The following is a 19597-nucleotide window of genomic DNA, read 5'->3' on the forward strand; positions in this document are numbered from 1 at the left end:
GGAGTGTTCGACGATAGGGGCCAGGGGCAACCACTCGCCCCGTCGTCCACTCCGAGAGAAGCAGCGTGCTCATACGACTTCTGCGGACCTATCTCAGGCCCTACAAGAGACCCATCACCCTGCTGGTGCTGCTGCAGTTCCTGCAGACCTGCGCCACGCTCTACCTGCCCACGCTGAACGCGGACATCATCGACCGGGGTGTCGTGAACGGCGACACCGGCTACATCCTGGGCTACGGCGGCCTGATGATCGGCATCTCGCTGGTCCAGGTCGTGTGCAACATCGGCGCCGTGTACTACGGCGCCCGTACGGCGTCGGCGCTGGGGCGGGACCTGCGGGCGTCCGTGTTCGACCGGGTGCAGTCGTTCTCCGCGCGTGAGGTCGGTCACTTCGGGGCGCCGTCGCTGATCACGCGGACGACGAACGACGTCCAGCAGGTGCAGATGCTGGCGCTGATGACGTTCACGCTGCTGGTCTCGGCGCCGATCATGTGCGTGGGCGGCATCGTGCTCGCGCTCGGTCTCGACGTGCCGCTGTCCGGGGTGCTGGTGGCGGTCGTGCCGGTGCTGGGCATCTGCGTGACGCTGATCGTGCGGCGGCTGCGGCCGCTGTTCCGGTCGATGCAGGAGCGGCTGGACTCGGTGAACCGGGTGCTGCGCGAGCAGATCACCGGCAACCGCGTGATCCGCGCCTTCGTCCGGGACGAGTACGAGCAGCAGCGCTTCCGGAAGGCCAACACCGATCTCACCGACTTCGCGCTGGGCACCGGCAACCTGCTCGCGCTGATGTTCCCGATCGTCATGACGGTGGTGAACCTGTCGTCGATCGCCGTGGTGTGGTTCGGCGCGCACCGGATCGACAGCGGCGGCATGCAGATCGGCGACCTGACGGCGTTCCTGGCCTATCTGATGCAGATCGTGATGTCCGTGATGATGGCCACCTTCATGTTCATGATGGTGCCGCGCGCGGAGGTGTGCGCCGAGCGCATCCAGGAGGTGCTGGACACCTCCTCCAGCGTCGTGCCGCCGTCGGCGCCGGTGCGGGAGCTGCGCCGGCACGGGCATCTGGAGATCCGCGGGGCGGGCTTCCGCTATCCGGGTGCCGAGGAGCCGGTGCTGCGGGCCGTGGACCTGGTGGCCAGGCCGGGTGAGACGACCGCCGTCATCGGCTCGACCGGCAGCGGCAAGTCCACGCTTCTCGGGCTGGTCCCGCGGCTGTTCGACGCGACCGAGGGGCAGGTGCTCGTCGACGGTGTCGAGGTGACGGAGATCGACCCGAAGCTGCTCGCGAGGACCGTCGGGATGGTGCCGCAGAAGCCGTACCTGTTCGCGGGGACGGTGGCGACCAACCTGCGCTACGGCAATCCGGACGCCACCGACGAGGAGCTGTGGCACGCGCTGGAGGTGGCGCAGGCCAAGGACTTCGTGGAGCGGCTGGAGAGCGGTCTCGACGCGCCGATCGCGCAGGGCGGGACGAACGTCTCCGGTGGTCAGCGCCAACGGCTCGCGATCGCCCGGACGCTGGTGCAGCGGCCCGAGATCTACCTCTTCGACGACTCCTTCTCCGCGCTCGACTACGCCACGGACGCCGCCCTGCGGGCCGCGCTGGGGCAGGAGACCGCCGAGGCGACCGTGGTGATCGTCGCCCAGCGGGTGGCGACCATCCGGGACGCCGACCGGATCGTCGTCCTCGACGAGGGCCGGGTCGTCGGCACCGGACGGCACCACGAGCTGATGGCGGACAACGAGACCTACCGGGAGATCGTGCTCTCCCAGCTGACGGAAGCGGAGGCTGCCTGATGGCGGGGCCCATGGGGCGGATGATGGCCGGGGGCGGCCCCGACCAGCGCTCGCTCGACTTCAAGGGGTCGGGCAAACGGCTCGTCGCGCGGTTCCGGCCGGAGCGGATCACCATCGGCGTGCTGCTGCTGTGCGTGGTGCTCAGCGTCGGCCTCAGCGTCGTCGGGCCGAAGATCCTCGGCAAGGCGACCGACCTGGTCTTCGCCGGCATCGTCGGGCGGGGCATGCCGGAGGGGGCGAGCAAGGAGCAGGTCCTCGACTCCATGCGGCAGCGCGGGGACGGTGACGTCGCCGACATGCTGCGCAGCACCGACTTCACCCCGGGCGAGGGCATCGACTTCACCGCCGTAGGGCATGTGCTGCTGCTGGCGCTGGGCGTGTTCACGGTGGCCGGGCTGCTGATGGCGGTGGCGACGCGGCTGGTGAACCGGGCCGTGAACCGGACCATGTTCCGGATGCGCGAGGACGTCCAGACGAAGTTGTCGCGGCTGCCGCTGTCGTACTTCGACAAGCGCCAGCGCGGTGAGGTGCTGTCCCGGGCGACCAACGACATCGACAACATCGGGCAGACGCTCCAGCAGTCGATGGGGCAGCTCATCAACTCGGTGCTGACCGTCATCGGCGTGCTCGCGATGATGTTCTGGGTCTCCTGGATCCTGGCGCTGGTCGCGCTGGTGACCGTGCCGCTGTCGTTCGTCGTCGCCACGCGCGTGGGCAAGCGGTCGCAGCCGCACTTCGTGCAGCAGTGGCGTACGACGGGCAAGCTCAACGCGCACATCGAGGAGATGTACACCGGGCACACCCTGGTGAAGGTGTTCGGGCGGCAGGAGGAGTCGGCCGAGCAGTTCGCCGAGCAGAACGACGCGCTGTACGAGGCGGGGTTCAAGGCGCAGTTCAACAGCGGGGTCATGCAGCCGCTGATGATGTTCGTGTCGAACATCAACTATGTGCTGGTCGCGGTGGTCGGCGGGCTGCGGGTGGCCTCCGGCTCGCTGTCGATCGGCGATGTGCAGGCCTTCATCCAGTACTCGCGGCAGTTCTCGATGCCGCTGACGCAGGTGGCGTCCATGGCGAACCTGGTGCAGTCGGGTGTCGCCTCGGCGGAGCGGGTCTTCGAGCTGCTCGACGCGGAGGAGCAGGGCGCCGACCCGGTGCCGGGCCTGCGGCCCGAGGAGCTGCGCGGGCAGGTGGCGCTGGAGCACGTGTCGTTCCGCTACAACCCCGACAAGCCGCTCATCGAGGACCTGTCGCTGAAGGTCGAGCCGGGGCACACGGTCGCCATCGTCGGCCCCACGGGTGCCGGCAAGACGACCCTGGTGAACCTGCTGATGCGGTTCTACGACGTCACCGGCGGGCGCATCACCCTCGACGGCGTCGACATCGCGCGGATGTCCCGGGACGAACTGCGGGCCGGGATCGGCATGGTGCTCCAGGACACCTGGCTGTTCGGCGGCACGATCGCGGAGAACATCGCGTACGGGACGTCGAGGGAGGTCACCCGCGGGGAGATCGAGGAGGCGGCCCGGGCGGCGCACGCGGACCGGTTCGTGCGGACGCTGCCGGACGGGTACGACACGGTGATCGACGACGAGGGGACCGGGGTCAGCGCGGGTGAGAAGCAGCTGATCACCATCGCGCGGGCGTTCCTGTCCGACCCGGTGATCCTGGTGCTGGACGAGGCGACGAGCTCGGTCGACACCCGTACCGAGGTCCTCATTCAGAAGGCCATGGCGAAACTCGCCCACGGCCGGACGTCGTTCGTCATCGCGCACCGGTTGTCGACGATCCGGGACGCGGACGCGATCCTGGTGATGGAGAACGGGGCGATCGTCGAGCAGGGCACGCACGAGGAGCTGCTCGCGGCGGGTGGGGCGTATGCGCGGCTGTATCAGGCGCAGTTCGCGCAGGCGGTGGCCGAAGTGGACTGAGTCGCGTCCGGGGGTGCCGGGTGGGGTCGTGGGGCGGCTGTGGGTCCGGTGGGGGCTGGTCGCGCAGTTCCCCGCGCCCCTTCAGGGACGTGCAGTCGGCGCCCCTTCAGGGGCGCGGGGAACTGCGCGATCCGCCCCCACCGGCCCGCAGACCGCATCAGTCCAGATAACCCCTCAGCTGGTCCGCGAAGGCGTGGTCCCGCAGTTTGTTCAGAGTCTTCGACTCGATCTGGCGTATCCGTTCCCGCGTCACACCGAAGATCCTGCCTATCTCCTCCAGCGTGCGGGGGCGGCCGTCCGCCAGGCCGTAGCGGAGTTGGACCACCTTCCGCTCCCGCTCCCCCAGCGTCGACAGGACCGCCTCCAGGTGCTCCCTGAGCAGCAGGAACGCCGCCGACTCCACCGGAGACGTCGCGTCGCCGTCCTCGATCAGGTCGCCCAGGGCGACGTCGTCCTCCTCGCCCACGGGCGCGTGCAGCGACACCGGCTCCTGGGCGAGGCGCAGCACCTCGCTGACCCGCTCCGGCGGCAGCTCCAGGTGGGCCGCGACCTCCTCGGGCGTCGGCTCGTAGCCGCGCTCCTGGAGCATGCGGCGCTGGACGCGGACGACGCGGTTGATGAGCTCCACGACATGGACCGGGACCCTTATCGTGCGGGCCTGGTCGGCCAGGGCGCGGGACATGGCCTGCCGGATCCACCAGGTCGCGTACGTGGAGAACTTGTAGCCGCGGGCGTAGTCGAACTTCTCGACCGCCCTGATCAGGCCGAGGTTGCCCTCCTGGACGAGGTCGAGCATCGTCAGGCCGCGGCCGACGTACCGTTTGGCGACCGACACGACCAGGCGCAGATTCGCCTCGATCAGGCGGCGCTTGGCCATGCGGCCCATGACGACGAGCCGGTCCAGGTCCACCGCGAGCTGGCTGTCCAGGTCGGGGGTGCGCCGCAGCTTCTCCTCCGCGAACAGGCCGGCCTCGACACGGCGGGCGAGTTCGACCTCCTCGGCGGCGGTCAGCAGGGGGATGCGGCCGATCTCCCGCAGGTACTGGCGGAACAGGTCCGAGGAGGGGCTGCCGGAGTCGGTGCGGGCCGGGGCCGGTACGACGACCTCGGCGGGCTCGGCCGCCTCCACGGCCTCGGCGGGCGGCTCCTCCGGCTCCGGTTCCGACTCGGGGTGGTGCGCGGCGCGGCTCTGCGCCGGGACCGCGGACAGGGCGTCGGCCTCCGCGTCCGGCGCGGTGCCGTCGGCGCCGGGCGCGGCACCGGCGTCGGTCTGGGTGAGGGTCTGGGTCTGCACGGGGGCGACCTCCAGGATGATCGCTGCCAAGGGGTACGGCAGCGGCACTTCGGGAGCGGAATCGGCCTCGCCGCTTTCCGTCCCGTACGCGATGAGCGGAACCGCGGGGGTCTGGGACCCGTCGGTGACGGATCGGCCGCGCTCCGAGGACTCAGGCACCGGAACCCAGTGTGGGGTAAGACACATCGTCGCCACGAGGGGCGTGCGATGACTTTTTGCTTCCGGTCCGTGACCGCGCGGTGACCTCAGAGCGCGGCGGCGCCGTGCTCCCGGAGGGTCTGGTCGTACTGCTGGAGGACCCACAGTTCGTTCTGCACGGCGGCGAGCTCGGCCGGGTCGCCGTGGGTGCCGAGGCGGGTGAGCCGGCCCGTGATGTCGCGGATACGGCGCTCGACGGCCCGGCGGCGGACCGTCACCAACTGGGCGCCCGCGTACACCTCGTCGGCGCCCTTCACGCCCTTGTGCAGCATGATCGCCTCGACGGCCAGCTCCGTGACCATCGCGCGGACCGCGTCGTCCGGGGCGGCCTCGCGGACCCTGACCAGGTAGTCCTGGGGGTCGGCGACGCCCGGTTCGGCGCCGCCCGCGTCATGGATGGCCTGGCGGACGGCGGCGTAGGGCGGGGCGGTGAACTCGTCCACGCCGTACGCGTCGAAGGCCGGGGAGACCAACTCGGGGCGCTGGAGGGCGAGTTTGAGGAGCTCCCGCTCGGTGGCGAAGACCGGGTTGCGGAGGTTGAGGGCCGGGCCGCCAGGGGCGGCGCTCTGGGGCGGGCCGGCGTACTGCCGCTGCGGGTGGTGCCGCTCCGGGGCGGGGCCCTGGCCGCCGCGGTCGCGGGCCCAGCGGGCCAGCTGGGCCACGCGCTTGACCACGAACTGGGTGTCGAGGATGCCGAGCATGCCGGCGAGCTGGACGGCCACCTCGTGCTGGGCGCCGCTGTTCTTGATGCGGGCGACGATCGGGGCGGCCTCGTCCAGCGCGGACGCGCGGCCCGCCGGGGTGTCGAGGTCGTAGCGGCTCACGATCTGGCGGAGCGCGAACTCGAAGAGTGGGGTGCGGGGTTCGACGAGGTCGGCGACGGCCTCGTCGCCCTTGGCGAGGCGCAGGTCGCAGGGGTCCATGCCGTCCGGGGCGATGGCGATGTACGTCTCGGCGGCGAACTTCTGGTCGTCCTCGAAGGCGCGCAGGGCCGCCTTCTGGCCGGCGGCGTCGCCGTCGAAGGTGAAGATGACCCGGGCCGAGCCGTTGTCCATGAGCAGCCGGCGCAGGATCTTGATGTGGTCGCCGCCGAAGGCGGTGCCGCAGGTGGCGATGGCGGTCGTCACACCGGCGAGGTGGCAGGCCATGACGTCCGTGTAGCCCTCGACGACGACCGCGCGGGACGCCTTGGCGATGTCCTTCTTCGCCAGGTCGATGCCGTAGAGGACCTGGGACTTCTTGTAGATCGCCGTCTCGGGCGTGTTCAGGTACTTCGGGCCGTTGTCCGCCTCGTAGAGCTTGCGGGCGCCGAAGCCGACGACGTCGCCGCCGATGTCGCGGATGGGCCACATCAGCCGGCCGCGGAAGCGGTCGATGGGGCCGCGGCGGCCCTCCTGGGAGAGGCCGGAGAGGACCAGCTCCTTGTCGGTGAAGCCCTTGCCGCGCAGGAAGCGCGTGAGGTGGTCCCAGCCCTGGGGGCTGTAGCCGACGGAGAAGTGCTGGGCGGCGGCCTGGTCGAAGCCGCGCTCGGCGAGGAACTGGCGGCCGGTGTCGGCCTCCGGGCTGGTCGCGAGCTGCTCCGCGTACCACTCGGCGGCGATCTTGTGGGCCTCGACCAGGCGGATCCGCTCGCCGCGCTGGTGGGAGGGGTTGTAGCCGCCCTCCTCGTAGCGCAGGGTGATGCCCGCCTGGCCGGCCAGGCGCTCGACCGCCTCCGAGAAGGTGAGGTGGTCGATCTTCATCACGAACGTGATGGTGTCGCCGCCCTCCTGGCAGCCGAAGCAGTGGAAGAACCCCTTGCTCGGGCTGACCTGGAAGGACGGCGACTTCTCGTCGTGGAAGGGGCAGAGACCCTTGAGGTTCCCGCCGCCCGCGTTGCGCAGCTGGAGGTACTCGGACACCACGGCGTCGATCGGGACCGCGTCCCGTACCGCCTTCACGTCCTCGTCGTTGATCCGTCCTGCCACGAGGTGAGTCTACGGGGCCGAACTGACACTCCTGACAGCCCCGGCGGCTATGGGACGAGGTCGTCCAGCGGGACGCGCGGGTCCGCCAGGGACTCCGTGTTCACCCTCGCCTTGGAGCGGATCAGGCGCTGGATCTTGTCCGTGACGTCCCATACGTTCACGTTCATCCCGGCCAGCACCCGGCCGTCCTTCACCCAGAACGCGATGAACTCGCGCTTCCCGGCGTCCCCGCGGATCACCACCTGGTCGTAAGCGCCCGCGGGCGCCCAGCCGGAGTACTCCATGCCCAGGTCGTACTGGTCGGAGAAGAAGTACGGCACCCGGTCGTACGTCACCTCGCGGCCCAGCATGGAGCGCGCGGCCGCCGGGCCGCCGTTGAGCGCGTTGGCCCAGTGCTCGACGCGCACCCGCGTGCCGAACAGGGGATGCGGGAAGGAGACCACGTCGCCGGCCGCGTAGACGTCCGGGTCGGAGGTGCGCAGCCGCTCGTCGACGACGATGCCGCCGCCGTGGGCCCGGTCGGCGATCTCCAGGCCGGCCGCTTCCGCCAGGTGCGTGCGCGGGGCCGCGCCGATCGCCGCGAGCACGTCGTGCGCCGGGTGCTCCTCGCCGTCGTCCGTGCGGGCCGCGAGGACCATGCCGTCCTGGCCGACGATCTCCGTCAGCCGCCTGCCGAAGTGGAAGCGCACGCCGTGCTCGCGGTGCAGCTCGGCGAAGAGGCCGCCGAGCTCCGGGCCCAGCACGCCGTGCAGCGGGGTCGGCCCGTGTTCGACGACCGTGACCTCCGCGCCGTACTCGCGGGCCGCCGCCGCGACCTCCAGGCCGATCCAGCCGGCTCCGGCGATGACGAGGTGGCCGTTGTCCCGGCCGAGGTTGGTCAGGACGTGTTTGAGGCGCTCGGCGTGGGCGAGGCGGCGCAGGTGGTGCACGCCGGCCAGGTCCGTGCCCGGGATGTCCAGGCGGCGGGGCTCGGCGCCGGTGGCCAGGAGCAGCTTGTCGTAGCGGACGACGGTGCCGTCCTCGCCGAAGCGGACCGTCTTCGCCGTACGGTCGATCGCGTCGACGGTCTGGCCGAGGTGCAGCTCGATGTCGTGGGCCGCGTACCAGGCGGGTTCGTGCACGAAGACGCTGTCGCGTTCCTCCTTGCCGAGGAGGTAGCCCTTGGACAGGGGCGGGCGCTCGTAGGGGTGGTCGCGTTCGTCGCAGATCAGTATCACGCGGCCGGTGAAGCCCTCCGCACGGAGCGTCTCGGCCGCCTTCGCGCCGGCCAGTCCGCCTCCGACGATGACGAATGTCTGATCCGCGTCGACCACTTGATGCCTCCTCGTCAGGATGTCGCCACTTGCGAGCGTCCCGCACGGAGCGTGATGCGGGAAGAGGGAGTGACCCGATCAGGCCACGGAGGGTCACATTCGGGGGTGCTCGCGTCCCGCCCGTCGCGTCAGTCTCATCCCTGCCCCGTCAGACGGGCGTGAAGCGAACGGGCGGACGTGTCGGTGAGGGAGGCGATCTGGTCCACGATCACCCGCTTGCGCGCCCTGTCGTCCGCCGCCCGGTCGAACAGGGCGCGGAACTGCGGGTCCAGGCCGTCCGGGGCGCGGGCGGTGAGCGCCTCGGCCAGTTCGGCGACGACGATCCGCTGGTCGGCGCGCAGCCGCTCCTGCTCGGCGCGCTGCATGACGTAGAGGTCGGCGACGGCCTTGAGGACCGCGCACTCCATCCGGGTCTCGCGCGGGACGACGAGCTCGGCGGCGTACCGGGTGAGCCGCCCGGCCCCGTAGGCGGTGCGGGTGGCGGTCTCGGCGGCCAGGCAGAAGCGGCCGATGAGCTGGCTGGTGGCGTCCTTGAGGCGGGCCTGGGCGACGGCGGTGCCGTCGTAGCCGTGCGGCCACCACTCCTGGGCGAGGAGCCGGTCCAGGGCCTCGGCGAGCTCGGCGGGGTCGGTGTCGGCGGGCACGTACCGGCCCCGGGCCACCCGGAAGACGTCCCGGCGTTCGGGGTCGGCCTGGAGGCAGTTCGGGTCGATGTGGCCGGCGTGCAGGCCGTCCTCCACGTCGTGCACGGAGTAGGCGACGTCGTCGGACCAGTCCATGACCTGCGCCTCGAAGCAGGTGCGGGTGCCGGGGGCGTCCTTGCGGAGCCAGTCGAAGACCGGGCGGTCGTCCTCGTAGACGCCGAACTTGTGCGACGCCGGGTCGGTGGGGTGGGCGCCGCGGGGCCAGGGGTACTTGGTGGCGGCGTCGAGGGCGGCGCGGGTGAGGTTGAGGCCGACGGAGCCGTCCGGGGTGAATCGTTTGGGCTCGATGCGGGTGAGGAGCCTGAGGGACTGGGCGTTGCCCTCGAAGCCGCCGCAGTCCGCCGCGAACTCGTTGAGGGCCTGTTCGCCGTTGTGGCCGAAGGGTGGGTGGCCGAGGTCGTGGGAGAGGCAGGCGGCTTCGACGAGGTCGGGGTCGCAGCCGAGGGCCGCGCCCAGTTCGCGGCCGACCTGGGCGCATTCGAGGGAGTGGGTGAGGCGGGTGCGGGGGCTGGCGTCCCAGGCGGGGCCCATGGTGCCGGGCGTCACCACTTGGGTTTTGCCGGCGAGTCTTCTGAGGGCGGCGCTGTGCAGGACCCGGGCCCGGTCGCGTTGGAAGGCGGTGCGGCCGGGGCGTTTGTCGGGTTCCGGGGCCCAGCGGTCGACTGACGTCGGGTCGTAGGCCGTGGGGTCTGGTGCGGTGCCGTCCATGTGTCGACAGTACGGGCAGGGGTGTGCTGTACGCCGTCGCGTGTGCCGGGTTCGGTGGTGTGGCGTGTGCGGGCACGTGGTGGCTTGTCGCGCGGTTCCCCGCGCCCTTCAGGCCTCAGGCTGAAGCCAGTTCCCGGACCGCGGGCGACGTCGTCAAGGCCTCCTCGTAGCGGTGGAGGACGAGGTCGGCCATGGCGGGGTGGGTGCCGAGGGGGGCGGACGCTGTCCAGGGGGCCTTCTGGGTGGACTCCGTGGCGAAGCGGCCGGGGGCCGTGAAGTAGGAGGCGAGGGCTATGTGACGGCGGCCCCGGGCGAGGAGGGTGCGGACGGCGGTGTCGACCGTCGGGGTCGCGGCGGCGGCGTAGGCCGGGAGGACGGGGACGCCGAGGCGGGCCGCGAGGAGGTGGGCCGTGCGGGCGGTGTCCTTCTTCGCGTCCGGGTCGCGGGAGCCGGCCGCGGCGAGGACCACCGCGCTGGTGCGTCGGGGTGTCTTGCCCCAGCCGGCCTCCGTCAGGCGGGCCTGGAGGGCGTCGACGAGGAGGGGGTGGGGGCCGAGGGGGGCCGCCAGGTGGGTGCGGGCCCGGGAGGCCGCGGCCATCTCGGGGATGTCCTGCTTGACGTGGTAGCCGCGGCTGAGGAGCAGGGGGACGAGGACCGCCTCCGTGTCGCCCAGGGCGGCGAGCGTGTCGGGGAGCAGCGGGGCGTTGAGTTCGATGTGGCCCAGGTGCACCGGCACGTCGGGGCGCAGGGCGCGGACCCGGTCGAGGAGTGCGCTCACGGTGCTCAGCGCGCGGGGGTCGCGGCTGCCGTGCGCCACGACCACGAGGGCGGGCGCGGCGGGGCGGCGCGGGGCGGGCGTCGGGACGAGGCTGAGCTGACTGGGCATGCACCGATGGTGGCGGTGGCGCGTTGCCTTCCCGTTGCGTGGGCGTCACGGGTGTTTTCCAGCGGTTCACCCTGTGGGGCAGGGCCGTGTGAGGTGCTGTGACCTGCGGTTTCCGGGAAGCGAGTGAAGCTGGTCACGCGGCTGCGGATGAACCGGGCGGCCCGGGAGGACGTCCCTGACTGTCGAGGGGCCGACCTGGGGAGGGACCGTCCGATGCGTTCCGTGACGTTGCGCAGACCGCGGCTGCCGCGCACCCGGCGGGGGCAGCGGAGGCTGGTGCAGGCCGTGATGGCCGGGTGCGTGCTCGCGCTGCTCCCGGCGACGTGGATGTACACCGTGACGGGTGACCGGCTGCGTACGACGGCGGATGTGCCGCGTACCGATGTGGCCGTGGTGTTCGGCGCCGGGCTGTGGGACGGCGAGCCCTCGCCGTACCTCGCGCACCGGCTGGACGCGGCGGCGAAGCTGTACCGGCAGGGGCGGGTGGAGGTGGTGCTCGTCACCGGGGACAACAGCCGCGAGGACTACGACGAGCCCGACGCGATGCGCGGGTATCTGACCCGGCACGGGGTGCCCGACGGGCGGATCGTCAGCGACTACGCGGGGTTCGACACCTGGGACTCGTGCGTGCGCGCGAAGAGGATCTTCGGGGTGGACGAGGCCGTGCTGATCAGCCAGGGCTTCCACATCCGGCGGGCGGTGGCGCTGTGCGAGGCGGCGGGGGTCGCGTCGTACGGGGTCGGGGTGGACGCCGTGCACGACGTGACCTGGTACTACGGGGGCACGCGGGAGATCTTCGCCGCCGGGAAGGCCGCACTGGATGCGGCGTTCCGGCCGGACCCGCGGTTCCTCGGGCCGCGGGAGCCGGGTGTGGAGAGGGCCTTGGCGTGGGCCGAAGACCCTCTGCGCCAGCCGGGCGGCCGTCGGCGTCCGTGAGAGCGGGGCGGCGCTCCCCCGCCTCACGCGGGCGGGACGGCGGCGGGGAGGTTGCCGTCCCGGCCGTGTAACAGGGAACCGGCCCGGGCGTAACACGGCCGACGCACGCTGAACGGTATGCAGAGCACCGTGACGCCCACGCACTGCCCGTACTGCGCCCTGCAGTGCGGGATGAACCTCACGCCCGCGCCGGACGGGACCGTCGAGGTGAGCGAGCGCGCGGACTTCCCGGTGAACCGGGGCGCCCTGTGCGGCAAGGGCCGGACGGCCGCGGCGGTGCTCGCGCCCGGCGTGCGGCTGAACTCCCCGCTGGTGCGCGACGAGGGCGGCACGCTGGTGCCCGCCTCCTGGGACGCGGCGCTGGACCGGATCGCCGCGGGGCTGGGACGCACGCGCGCGGAGTACGGGCCGGACGCGCTCGGGGTGTTCGGCGGGGGCGGGCTGACGAACGAGAAGGCGTACACCCTCGGCAAGTTCGCGCGGGTCGTGCTCGGCACGTCCCAGATCGACTACAACGGCCGCTTCTGCATGTCGTCGGCGGCGGCCGCCGGCATCAAGGCGTTCGGACTCGACCGGGGGCTGCCGTTCCCGCTGGAGGACATCCCGAAGTCCGGCTGTGTGATCCTCGTCGGGTCGAACCTCGCGGAGACCATGCCGCCGTCGCTGCGGTTCTTCACCGAACTGAGGGAGAACGGCGGCACGCTGATCGTCATCGACCCGCGCCGCACGAAGACCGCCGAGCAGGCGGACCTGCACCTCGCGCCCCGGCCGGGCACGGACCTGGCCCTCGCCCTGGGCCTGCTGCACCTGGTGATCGCCGAGGGCCGGGTGGACGAGGAGTACGTCCGGGAGCGCACGGCCGGCTGGGAGGACGCCCGGGCGGCGGCGATGGCGCACTGGCCGGAGTGGGTGGAGCGGATCACGGGGGTGTCCGTTCCCGAGCTGCGGGAGACCGTACGGCTGTTCTGCGAGCCGGAATCGGCGATGGTGCTCACCGCGCGCGGGCCCGAGCAGCAGTCCAAGGGCACGGACACGGTGGGCGCGTGGATCAACCTGTGCCTGGCGACCGGCCGGGCGGGCCGCCCGCTGTCCGGGTACGGCTGTCTGACCGGGCAGGGCAACGGGCAGGGCGGGCGCGAACACGGGCAGAAGGCCGACCAGTTGCCGGGGTACCGCAAGCTCGACGACCCGGCGGCGCGAGCGCATGTCGCCGAGGTGTGGGGAGTCGACCCGGACAGCCTGCCCGGCCCGGGGCGCAGTGCGTACGAGCTGCTGGACGCGCTGGGCACGGGCATCAGGTCGCTGCTGCTGATGGCGTCCAACCCGGTGGTGTCGGCGCCGCGAGCCGCGCACGTCGAGGAGCGCATCAGGTCACTGGACTTCCTGGCGGTCTGCGACGTGGTGCTGTCGGAGACGGCGGCGCTCGCGGACGTGGTCCTGCCCGTCACCCAGTGGGCCGAGGAGACGGGCACGACGACGAACCTGGAGGGCAGGGTGCTGCTGCGGCGCCGGGCGGTCACCCCGCCGGACGGCATCCGCAGCGACCTGGAGGTGCTGCACGAACTGGCCGCCCGCCTGGGCGTGGAGAAGGGCTTCCCGACCGACCCGGAGGAGGTCTTCGAGGAACTGCGCCGGGCGTCGGCGGGCGGGGCGGCGGACTACTCGGGGATCACGTACCGGAGGCTGGCGGAGGAGGACGGGGTGTTCTGGCCCTGTCCGGCACAAGAGGTGGAAGAGGCGGAAGAGGCGGAAGAGGCGGCGGGTCCGGGAAGTTCGGACGGCCCGGGGAGCCCGTCCGGTGCGGATGGCCCGGGGGGCCGTTCCGCGGTGACGGAGTCCGGGGACCCGGCGCCCGGCCCGGCCGAGCGGCTCCTGGCGGGAGAACCGGCCGAGCCCGAAGACGCGGCGGGTGGCCCTGGCGCGCAAGGGAGCGCGTCGGGCCGCCCGGCCGTCCCGGCGGACGGGCCGGCCCGGGTTCACCCCGGCACGCCCCGCCTGTTCCTCGACCGTTTCGCCACGCCCGACGGCCGCGCCCGCTTCGTCCCCGTCTCCCACCGCGCGACCGCCGAGGAACCGGACGAGGAGTACCCGGTGCTGCTGACCACCGGGCGGGTCGTGGCGCAGTACCAGTCCGGGGCGCAGACCCGGCGGGTGGCGGAGCTGAACGCCGCCGCGCCCGGGCCGTTCGTGGAGCTGCACCCGAGGCTGGCCGCCCGGCTGGGGGCGGCCGAGGGCGATCCGGTGGCCGTCGTGTCGCGGCGGGGCCGGGCGGTGGCGCCCGCGAGGATCACGGACGCCATCCGGCCCGACACCGTCTTCATGCCGTTCCACTGGCCGGGCGAGGGCCGCGCCAACACCCTCACCAACCCCGCGCTCGACCCGGTCTCGCGGATGCCGGAGTTCAAGGCGTGCGCGGTGCGGCTGGAGATCGAGGCGTAGGGGTCAGCTCACGGCGACGGCCTTCCAGGCCGCCGCGACCGCCTTCTGCTCGGTGCTGTCGGCGCCGTAGAGGTCCTTCGCCGCGCTCAGGGTCGCCGTGCGGGCGTCCGCGTACGTCGTCGAGGACGTCATGTAGACCGTCAGCGCGCGGTACCAGATCTTGCCCAGCTTGGCCCGGCCGATGCCGGTCACCGTGGAGCCGTCGCAGGTCGGGGCGTTGTAGGCGACGCCGTTGAGGGACTTGGCGCCGCTGCCCTCCGCGAGCAGGTAGGCGAAGTGGTTGCCGACGCCGGAGGAGTAGTGCACGTCGAGGTCGCCGAGCTTCGCGTTCCAGCAGTCCGCCGACTTGCCGTCCTTGGACGGCTTGTCCATGAAGCGCAGGGCCTCGCGGCCGAGGCCGGAGCGGACGACCTTCTCACCGATGAGCCAGTCGCCCGGGTCCTCGGCGTTGGCCGCGTGGAACTCCACCAGCGTGCCGAAGATGTCCGACGTGGCCTCGTTCAGGCCGCCGGACTCGCCCGAGTAGGTCAGCGCCGCCGTCTTCGACGTCACGCCGTGAGACATCTCGTGCCCGGCGACGTCCAGCGACACCAGCGGGCCCATCAGCGTGCCGTCGCCGTCGCCGTAGGTCATGCAGAAGCAGTTGTCGTCCCAGAAGGCGTTGTTGTAGTCCGTGCCGTAGTGGACGCGGTTGAAGGAGCCCTTGCCATCGCCTGCGATGCCGCTGCGGCCGTGAACGTCCTTGTAGTAGTCCCAGGTGACGTCCGTGCCGTACTGAGCGTCCACCGCCACCGTGGACCGGTCGGCCGTCGCGCCCGTCCCCCACTGGTTGTCGGCGTCCGTGAAAACCGTCGCGGGGGCGCGGGTCAGACAGATGGTCAGCAGGCACTTGTCCGTCTTGTTCTCGGCGTCGCCGGTGTACGTGCCGCCGCGCGTCGCGTCCTTGAGCTGGTACGACGAGCCGGCCGCCGTCGTCTCCAGCGGGACCGTGCCGCCGTAGAGGGACTTGCCGTCGCCCGACGCCGACTCCAGGGAGTCCCAGGCGTCGATCCGGGCGCCGGTCGTCGCGTCGGTCAGGACCGTGCGCCCGACGGGGTTGCCGATCTCGTCGTGGGCCACCGCGTCGGTCTGCCAGGCCAGCTTCGGGGCGCCGTGCAGGGCGTCGACGACCAGCCGCGGCTTGGCGGTCAGCCCCTTCAGGGTCTCGCCGAGGTGGGCCGCGCGCAGCAGGTTCGCCGCGAGGTCGGCGGCCTTGGGGGCGCTCACCTTCGGGGTGACACTCGCCAGGGAGAGCGCCGACTTCGTCGCCCGGCTCGTGCCGCGGTACGTGCCGTCCGGGTTCAGGTGGAGGACGAAGTCCCCGCCGAGGACCGGGAGCCGGTGGTAGGTGCGGTCGTAGCGGACGTGCCGGGTGCCGTCGTCGTCGACGACGACGTCCCGGACCTTCGTCTCCTGGGCCGAGGTGAGGCCCAGGGCTCCGGCCCGGTCCGCGAGCACCGCCTCCGCGTCCTCGATCGCGGCCGACCTGGTCGGCAGGTCAGCCGCTCCGGCGGCCGGGGAGAGGACGGCGGCCAGCAGGGCGGTGGTGCCGGTGACGGCCACACCGGCGAGGGCGAGACGGGAACCGCGGACATGACGTATCCGACTCATCGGTCTCCTCATACGGGCGCACCCGGTCGCGTGGGGTCGACCGGGTGCGGCGTTGATGTTGACCGAGAGTTAAGGCGGCACGGACATGGCATGTCCATAGCGCTGCTGTGGAGGTGTGTGAGGGTGGAGAATCGTTCCTGTGACCCTCCCCTTCTTCGTCTACGGCACCCTGCGTCCCGGGGAGGCCAACCACGACCTCTTCCTGCGCGGCCGCACCCGTTCCGAGGAGCCCGGCAGGCTCGCGGACGCGGTGCTCTACGACGGGCCGGGCTATCCGTACGCGGTCGAGGAGCCGGGCGGCGGCGTGGTCGGCGGGGAGCTGGTCACCGCGCTGCCGGAGGCGTACGAGGGGCTGCTCGCCGAGCTGGACCGGCTGGAGGAGTACGTGCCGGGGGATCCGCGCAGTCTGTACGTGCGCGTCGAGCGGCAGGTCGTACGGGAGGCCGACGGGGTGGCCGTGCCGGCCTGGGTGTATCTGGCCGCGCCCGCCGTCGCCGCGCGGCTGCGGGCCCGGGGGCGGGCGATCGCGGGCGGGGACTGGCGGGCGCGGGTGTGAGAGGCGAGAGGTGAAAGGGGTGCCGAGCCGGCCTCAGCCCCCGTACGGCCGGCTCGCCCGGGCCTCCCGCAACGCCGTTCCCCACCACACCAGTTGGTCCAGCATGGTCTTCGCCGCCGCGTCCGGGCCGGACGGGTCGCGCAGGGCGCCCCGGTCGTCGAAGGCGGCACCGGCGTTGTGGAAGGAGACGGTGTCGCGGACCGTGACGGCGTGGAGCTCGGCGAAGACCTGACGCAGGTGCTCCACCGCGCGCAGGCCACCGGACAGACCGCCGTAGGAGACCAGGCCGACGGGCTTGGTCTGCCATTCGGTGAAGTGCCAGTCGACGAGGTTCTTCAGGCCCGCCGGGAAGGAGTGGTTGTACTCGGGGGTGAGCACCACGAAGGCGTCCGCGCGGGCCAGCTTCGGGGTGATGCCGGACAGCGCGGCGGTCGCCTCCGGGGTCGGTTCGAGGGACATGGGCAGGGCGGCCTCGGCGACGTCCACGACCTCGGCGACCAGGTCGTCCCGGTCCCGGATGCGGTCCAGGAGCCAGTCCGCGACGACGGGGCCGAAGCGTCCGTGCCGGTTGCTGCCCACGACGAGGGTGAGGCGGAGGGGGTCGGCGGCGGCTGGTGCGGTGGTGGTCGGGTTCATGCGGGACAGCCTTGTACCTCAACCAAACTTGAGGTCAAGCGGTGGCGCGTGAACCCGGGTCACCCGTTCACACGCGCACCCCGCGCATTTCCGCACCCCGCCCTCCGAACGCCCGTGACCTGCCGAAACGACCACGAGTGGCCACCGGTGCATCTCGCCCTGACACCCATTCACCCCAATTCTGACGCCCCCTCAGGGGGCGCGGTCGTCCCGCTGCCCGTTACCTCGGAAGGGCAGGCGCACGACCGACCCGCTCGAAGGGGGAGCACCGATGCGACGTACCGCCCGGCCGCTGACCGGCATGGCGCTCGCCGTCGCCGCCGCGGCTCTCGGCGCGGCCCCCGCGTACGGCTCGTCCGCCGGTGGCCTGGAGGTGTCCCCCGCCTCGGTCGTGCCCGGCGGTCAGGTCACGGTGCGCACGGCCGCCTGCGGCGACGGCGGCTCGGCGACGGGTGACGCCAGCGCGGTCGGGGCCGGTTCCCTCAGCCTGGCGCCGGACGCGGCCGGGCAGGACGCGACGGGGCGGTTCAGGGTGCCGCCGAGCGCGCAGCCGGGGACGTACGAGATCACCGCCACCTGCGGCGGCAGCGGCCGGCGGACCACCGGGGACCTGGTGGTCACGCTCACGCCGATGCGCGGGCAGGTGCATCCACGGGGGAGCGTGAAGACGGGGGTCGGCGGCGCACTGGGCCCCGATCCCGTGCAGACCGCGGCCGGCGTGGCGGCCCTCGCCGTCGCCGCCGCGGGCGGTACCTGGCTCCTGCATCGCCGGGCGAGAGGCGACGGGATCTGACGGACACCCTCCGCTGTCCGTCGCCGGTACCGCATGTCCCCTCCCCCTCCGGGTCCGACGCCCCTCGCGGCCCGGAGGGGGGTACGGGGGCCGAAGCCCAGAAAGGGGTGAGTGTGCGCAGGTTCCCCAGGCCCGGCAGCGGCGTCCGCGATCCCGCGAACGCGGCCATGGCGGCCGTCACGGTGTTCGCCCTGTGCTCCGGGGTGTGGCTGCTGCGCGACGGCGCCGTCACCCACGCCCCGCCCCAGCCGTCCGCCGCGCAGGCCCGGGCCGGACTGGACGGCCGCGCCGGGGAGCGGCCCGCCGTGCCCGCGCTGCCGCCCTCGCCGCCCGACCGCATCCGCATCCCGGCGATCGGGGTGAACGCCCCACTGACCGGGCTCGGCCTGACGAGGACCGGCAGCCTCGACGTACCGCCCGCGGCGGACGAGAACCTCGCCGGCTGGTACGAGGCCGGCACCACCCCCGGGGAGCCGGGCACGGCGATCGTCGCCGGCCACGTCGACAACGCCGACGGCCCCGCCGTCTTCTACGACCTGGGCGCCCTGGCCCGGGGCAGCACCATCGAGGTGGACCGGCGGGACGGCGGCGTCGCGGTGTTCACCGTGGACGCCGTGGAGGTCTACGCCGCGAAGGACTTCCCCGACGAGAAGGTCTACGGCCCTGCCCGCCGCCCCGAGCTGCGGGTCATCACCTGCGGCGGCGGGTACTCCCGCGGCACCGGGTACCAGGGGAACGTCGTCGTCTTCGCGCATCTGACCGGCAGCCGGTGACACGCCCAGGACATGGGCCCGCCCCCAGGCCCCCGACAGGCGCTAGGCCGGCCACTGTTCGTACGCCAGGTTCCCGACCAGGGCGAAGACGACCGTCAGCAGGACGACGCGGACGAAGCCGCTGCCCCGCTTGAGGGCGGTGTGGGCACCGAGGGTGCCGCCCGCCAGGTTGAAGACGGCCATCAGGGCGGCCAGTTGCCACAGGACCGCGCCCTGCCAGGCGAAGGTGGCGAGGGCGCCCGCGTTGGTGCAGCAGTTGACGATCTTGGCGGTGGCGGAGGCCGTGACGAGGTCGAGGTGGAGGATCGCGGTGAGCGCGAGAACCAGGAACGTACCGGTGCCGGGGCCTATGAGTCCGTCGTAGAAGCCGATGCCGAGGCCGGCCAGGCCGATCGCCGCGAGGATCCGGCGGCGGGTGGCCGGGCCGGTCGCGGGGGCCGTGCCGAAGGCGGGCCGCAGGATCACGAAGGCGGCGACCCCCAGCAGCACCACCATGATCACCGGCTTCAGGACGGCGGTGCTCATCCCCGCCGCGAAGAACGCCCCGGCCGAGGATCCGGCGAGGGCGGCCAGCCCGATGCGGACGGCGGTGCGGACGTCCACGGGAGCCTTGCGGGCGTACGTCACGGCCGCGCCGGTGGTGCCGACGATGGCGACGGCCTTGTTGGTGCCGAGCGCGTGCGCGGCGGGTGTGTTCCCCGGCAGCCCGAGCAGCAGCACGGGCAGCAGCAGGAGGCCGCCCCCGCCGACCACGGCGTCGATCCAGCCGGCGGCGAGGGCCGCGACGCAGAGCAGGACGATCATGGTCAGCGATATGTCGGGCATGATCGCGACCCTATGCGAGGCCGGCCCGCCGCCTCTGCGACGCCCCTCACAGCCCACGGGCGTCGCGCTGCGGAATCCCTCACAGCCCATGGGCGTGGTGCTGCGGGATCCCTCACAGCCCACGGGGTCGGGCTGCGGGATCCCTCACGGTCCGCCGTCCTCGCACCTCGGGAAGTCTCACACTCCCCGGCT

Annotated in this window: 15 protein-coding genes; 7 read left to right on the forward strand and 8 right to left on the reverse strand. The window is 72.6% G+C overall.

Annotated elements, in window-relative coordinates:
* Positions 1-65: 65 nt before the first annotated feature.
* A complete protein-coding gene (locus IGS69_RS10305) occupies positions 66-1799 on the forward strand; it encodes an ABC transporter ATP-binding protein (protein ID WP_190898464.1) in 1734 nt (577 codons plus the stop codon).
* Entirely contained in the window at positions 1799-3727 is a 1929-nt protein-coding gene (locus IGS69_RS10310; protein WP_190898466.1) for an ABC transporter ATP-binding protein, read from the forward strand. Before IGS69_RS10305 ends, IGS69_RS10310 begins: the two co-directional genes overlap by 1 nt.
* A 157-nt stretch (positions 3728-3884) precedes the next feature.
* Here IGS69_RS10310 and IGS69_RS10315 read toward each other — a convergent pair whose 3' ends face one another.
* The 5 genes from IGS69_RS10315 to IGS69_RS10335 all read right to left on the reverse strand — a co-directional run bounded on the left by IGS69_RS10315 (position 3885) and on the right by IGS69_RS10335 (position 10797).
* On the reverse strand, positions 3885-5180 hold the full coding sequence (locus IGS69_RS10315; RefSeq protein ID WP_190898467.1) for an RNA polymerase sigma factor: 1296 nt from the start codon (positions 5178-5180) through the stop codon (positions 3885-3887).
* A gap of 86 nt (positions 5181-5266) precedes the next feature.
* Positions 5267-7186, reverse strand: coding sequence for a DNA primase (gene dnaG / locus IGS69_RS10320; RefSeq protein WP_190898468.1), 1920 nt, complete (start codon positions 7184-7186; stop codon positions 5267-5269).
* A gap of 47 nt (positions 7187-7233) precedes the next feature.
* Positions 7234-8499, reverse strand: a complete 1266-nt coding sequence (locus IGS69_RS10325; protein ID WP_190898469.1) for an NAD(P)/FAD-dependent oxidoreductase — start codon at positions 8497-8499, stop codon at positions 7234-7236.
* Between the two features lie 134 nt (positions 8500-8633).
* Positions 8634-9911, reverse strand: a complete 1278-nt coding sequence (locus tag IGS69_RS10330) for a deoxyguanosinetriphosphate triphosphohydrolase (RefSeq protein ID WP_190898471.1) — start codon at positions 9909-9911, stop codon at positions 8634-8636.
* Positions 9912-10026: 115 nt separating this feature from the next.
* Positions 10027-10797, reverse strand: a complete 771-nt coding sequence (locus IGS69_RS10335) for a sirohydrochlorin chelatase (protein WP_190898473.1) — start codon at positions 10795-10797, stop codon at positions 10027-10029.
* A 213-nt stretch (positions 10798-11010) separates the two neighbouring features.
* Here IGS69_RS10335 and IGS69_RS10340 point away from each other — a divergent pair, with 213 nt between their 5' ends.
* Both IGS69_RS10340 and IGS69_RS10345 read left to right on the forward strand, forming a co-directional pair.
* Complete coding sequence (locus IGS69_RS10340; RefSeq protein ID WP_190898475.1) at positions 11011-11733, forward strand: SanA/YdcF family protein; 723 nt, start codon at positions 11011-11013, stop codon at positions 11731-11733.
* A 117-nt stretch (positions 11734-11850) separates the two neighbouring features.
* The gene (locus IGS69_RS10345; RefSeq protein ID WP_190898476.1) at positions 11851-14172 is read left to right on the forward strand and encodes a molybdopterin oxidoreductase family protein; all 2322 of its coding nucleotides are present in this window, start codon (positions 11851-11853) and stop codon (positions 14170-14172) included.
* Between the two features lie 3 nt (positions 14173-14175).
* On the opposite strand, the gene IGS69_RS10350 is transcribed toward IGS69_RS10345, so the two are convergent.
* Positions 14176-15822, reverse strand: a complete 1647-nt coding sequence (locus IGS69_RS10350; protein WP_190898477.1) for a M4 family metallopeptidase — start codon at positions 15820-15822, stop codon at positions 14176-14178.
* 139 nt (positions 15823-15961) lie between these two features.
* Here IGS69_RS10350 and IGS69_RS10355 point away from each other — a divergent pair, with 139 nt between their 5' ends.
* Positions 15962-16378: a gamma-glutamylcyclotransferase family protein gene (locus tag IGS69_RS10355; protein ID WP_190898478.1), complete on the forward strand. Its 417-nt coding sequence runs from the start codon at positions 15962-15964 to the stop codon at positions 16376-16378.
* Positions 16379-16411: 33 nt separating this feature from the next.
* On the opposite strand, the gene IGS69_RS10360 is transcribed toward IGS69_RS10355, so the two are convergent.
* Complete coding sequence (locus IGS69_RS10360) at positions 16412-17014, reverse strand: NADPH-dependent FMN reductase (protein WP_190898479.1); 603 nt, start codon at positions 17012-17014, stop codon at positions 16412-16414.
* Positions 17015-17285: 271 nt separating this feature from the next.
* Between IGS69_RS10360 and IGS69_RS10365 the strand changes: the two genes are divergently transcribed.
* Together IGS69_RS10365 and IGS69_RS10370 are read left to right on the forward strand one after the other, a co-directional pair.
* Positions 17286-17807, forward strand: coding sequence for a hypothetical protein (locus tag IGS69_RS10365; protein ID WP_190898481.1), 522 nt, complete (start codon positions 17286-17288; stop codon positions 17805-17807).
* A 167-nt stretch (positions 17808-17974) separates the two neighbouring features.
* Positions 17975-18580, forward strand: a complete 606-nt coding sequence (locus IGS69_RS10370) for a class F sortase (protein ID WP_190904447.1) — start codon at positions 17975-17977, stop codon at positions 18578-18580.
* Between the two features lie 42 nt (positions 18581-18622).
* On the opposite strand, the gene IGS69_RS10375 is transcribed toward IGS69_RS10370, so the two are convergent.
* Entirely contained in the window at positions 18623-19405 is a 783-nt protein-coding gene (locus IGS69_RS10375; protein ID WP_190898482.1) for a sulfite exporter TauE/SafE family protein, read from the reverse strand.
* Positions 19406-19597: the final 192 nt, after the last annotated feature.

The sequence above is a fragment of the Streptomyces tuirus genome, from assembly GCF_014701095.1.
In the GTDB taxonomy this organism is placed as follows: Bacteria; Actinomycetota; Actinomycetes; order Streptomycetales; family Streptomycetaceae; genus Streptomyces; species Streptomyces tuirus.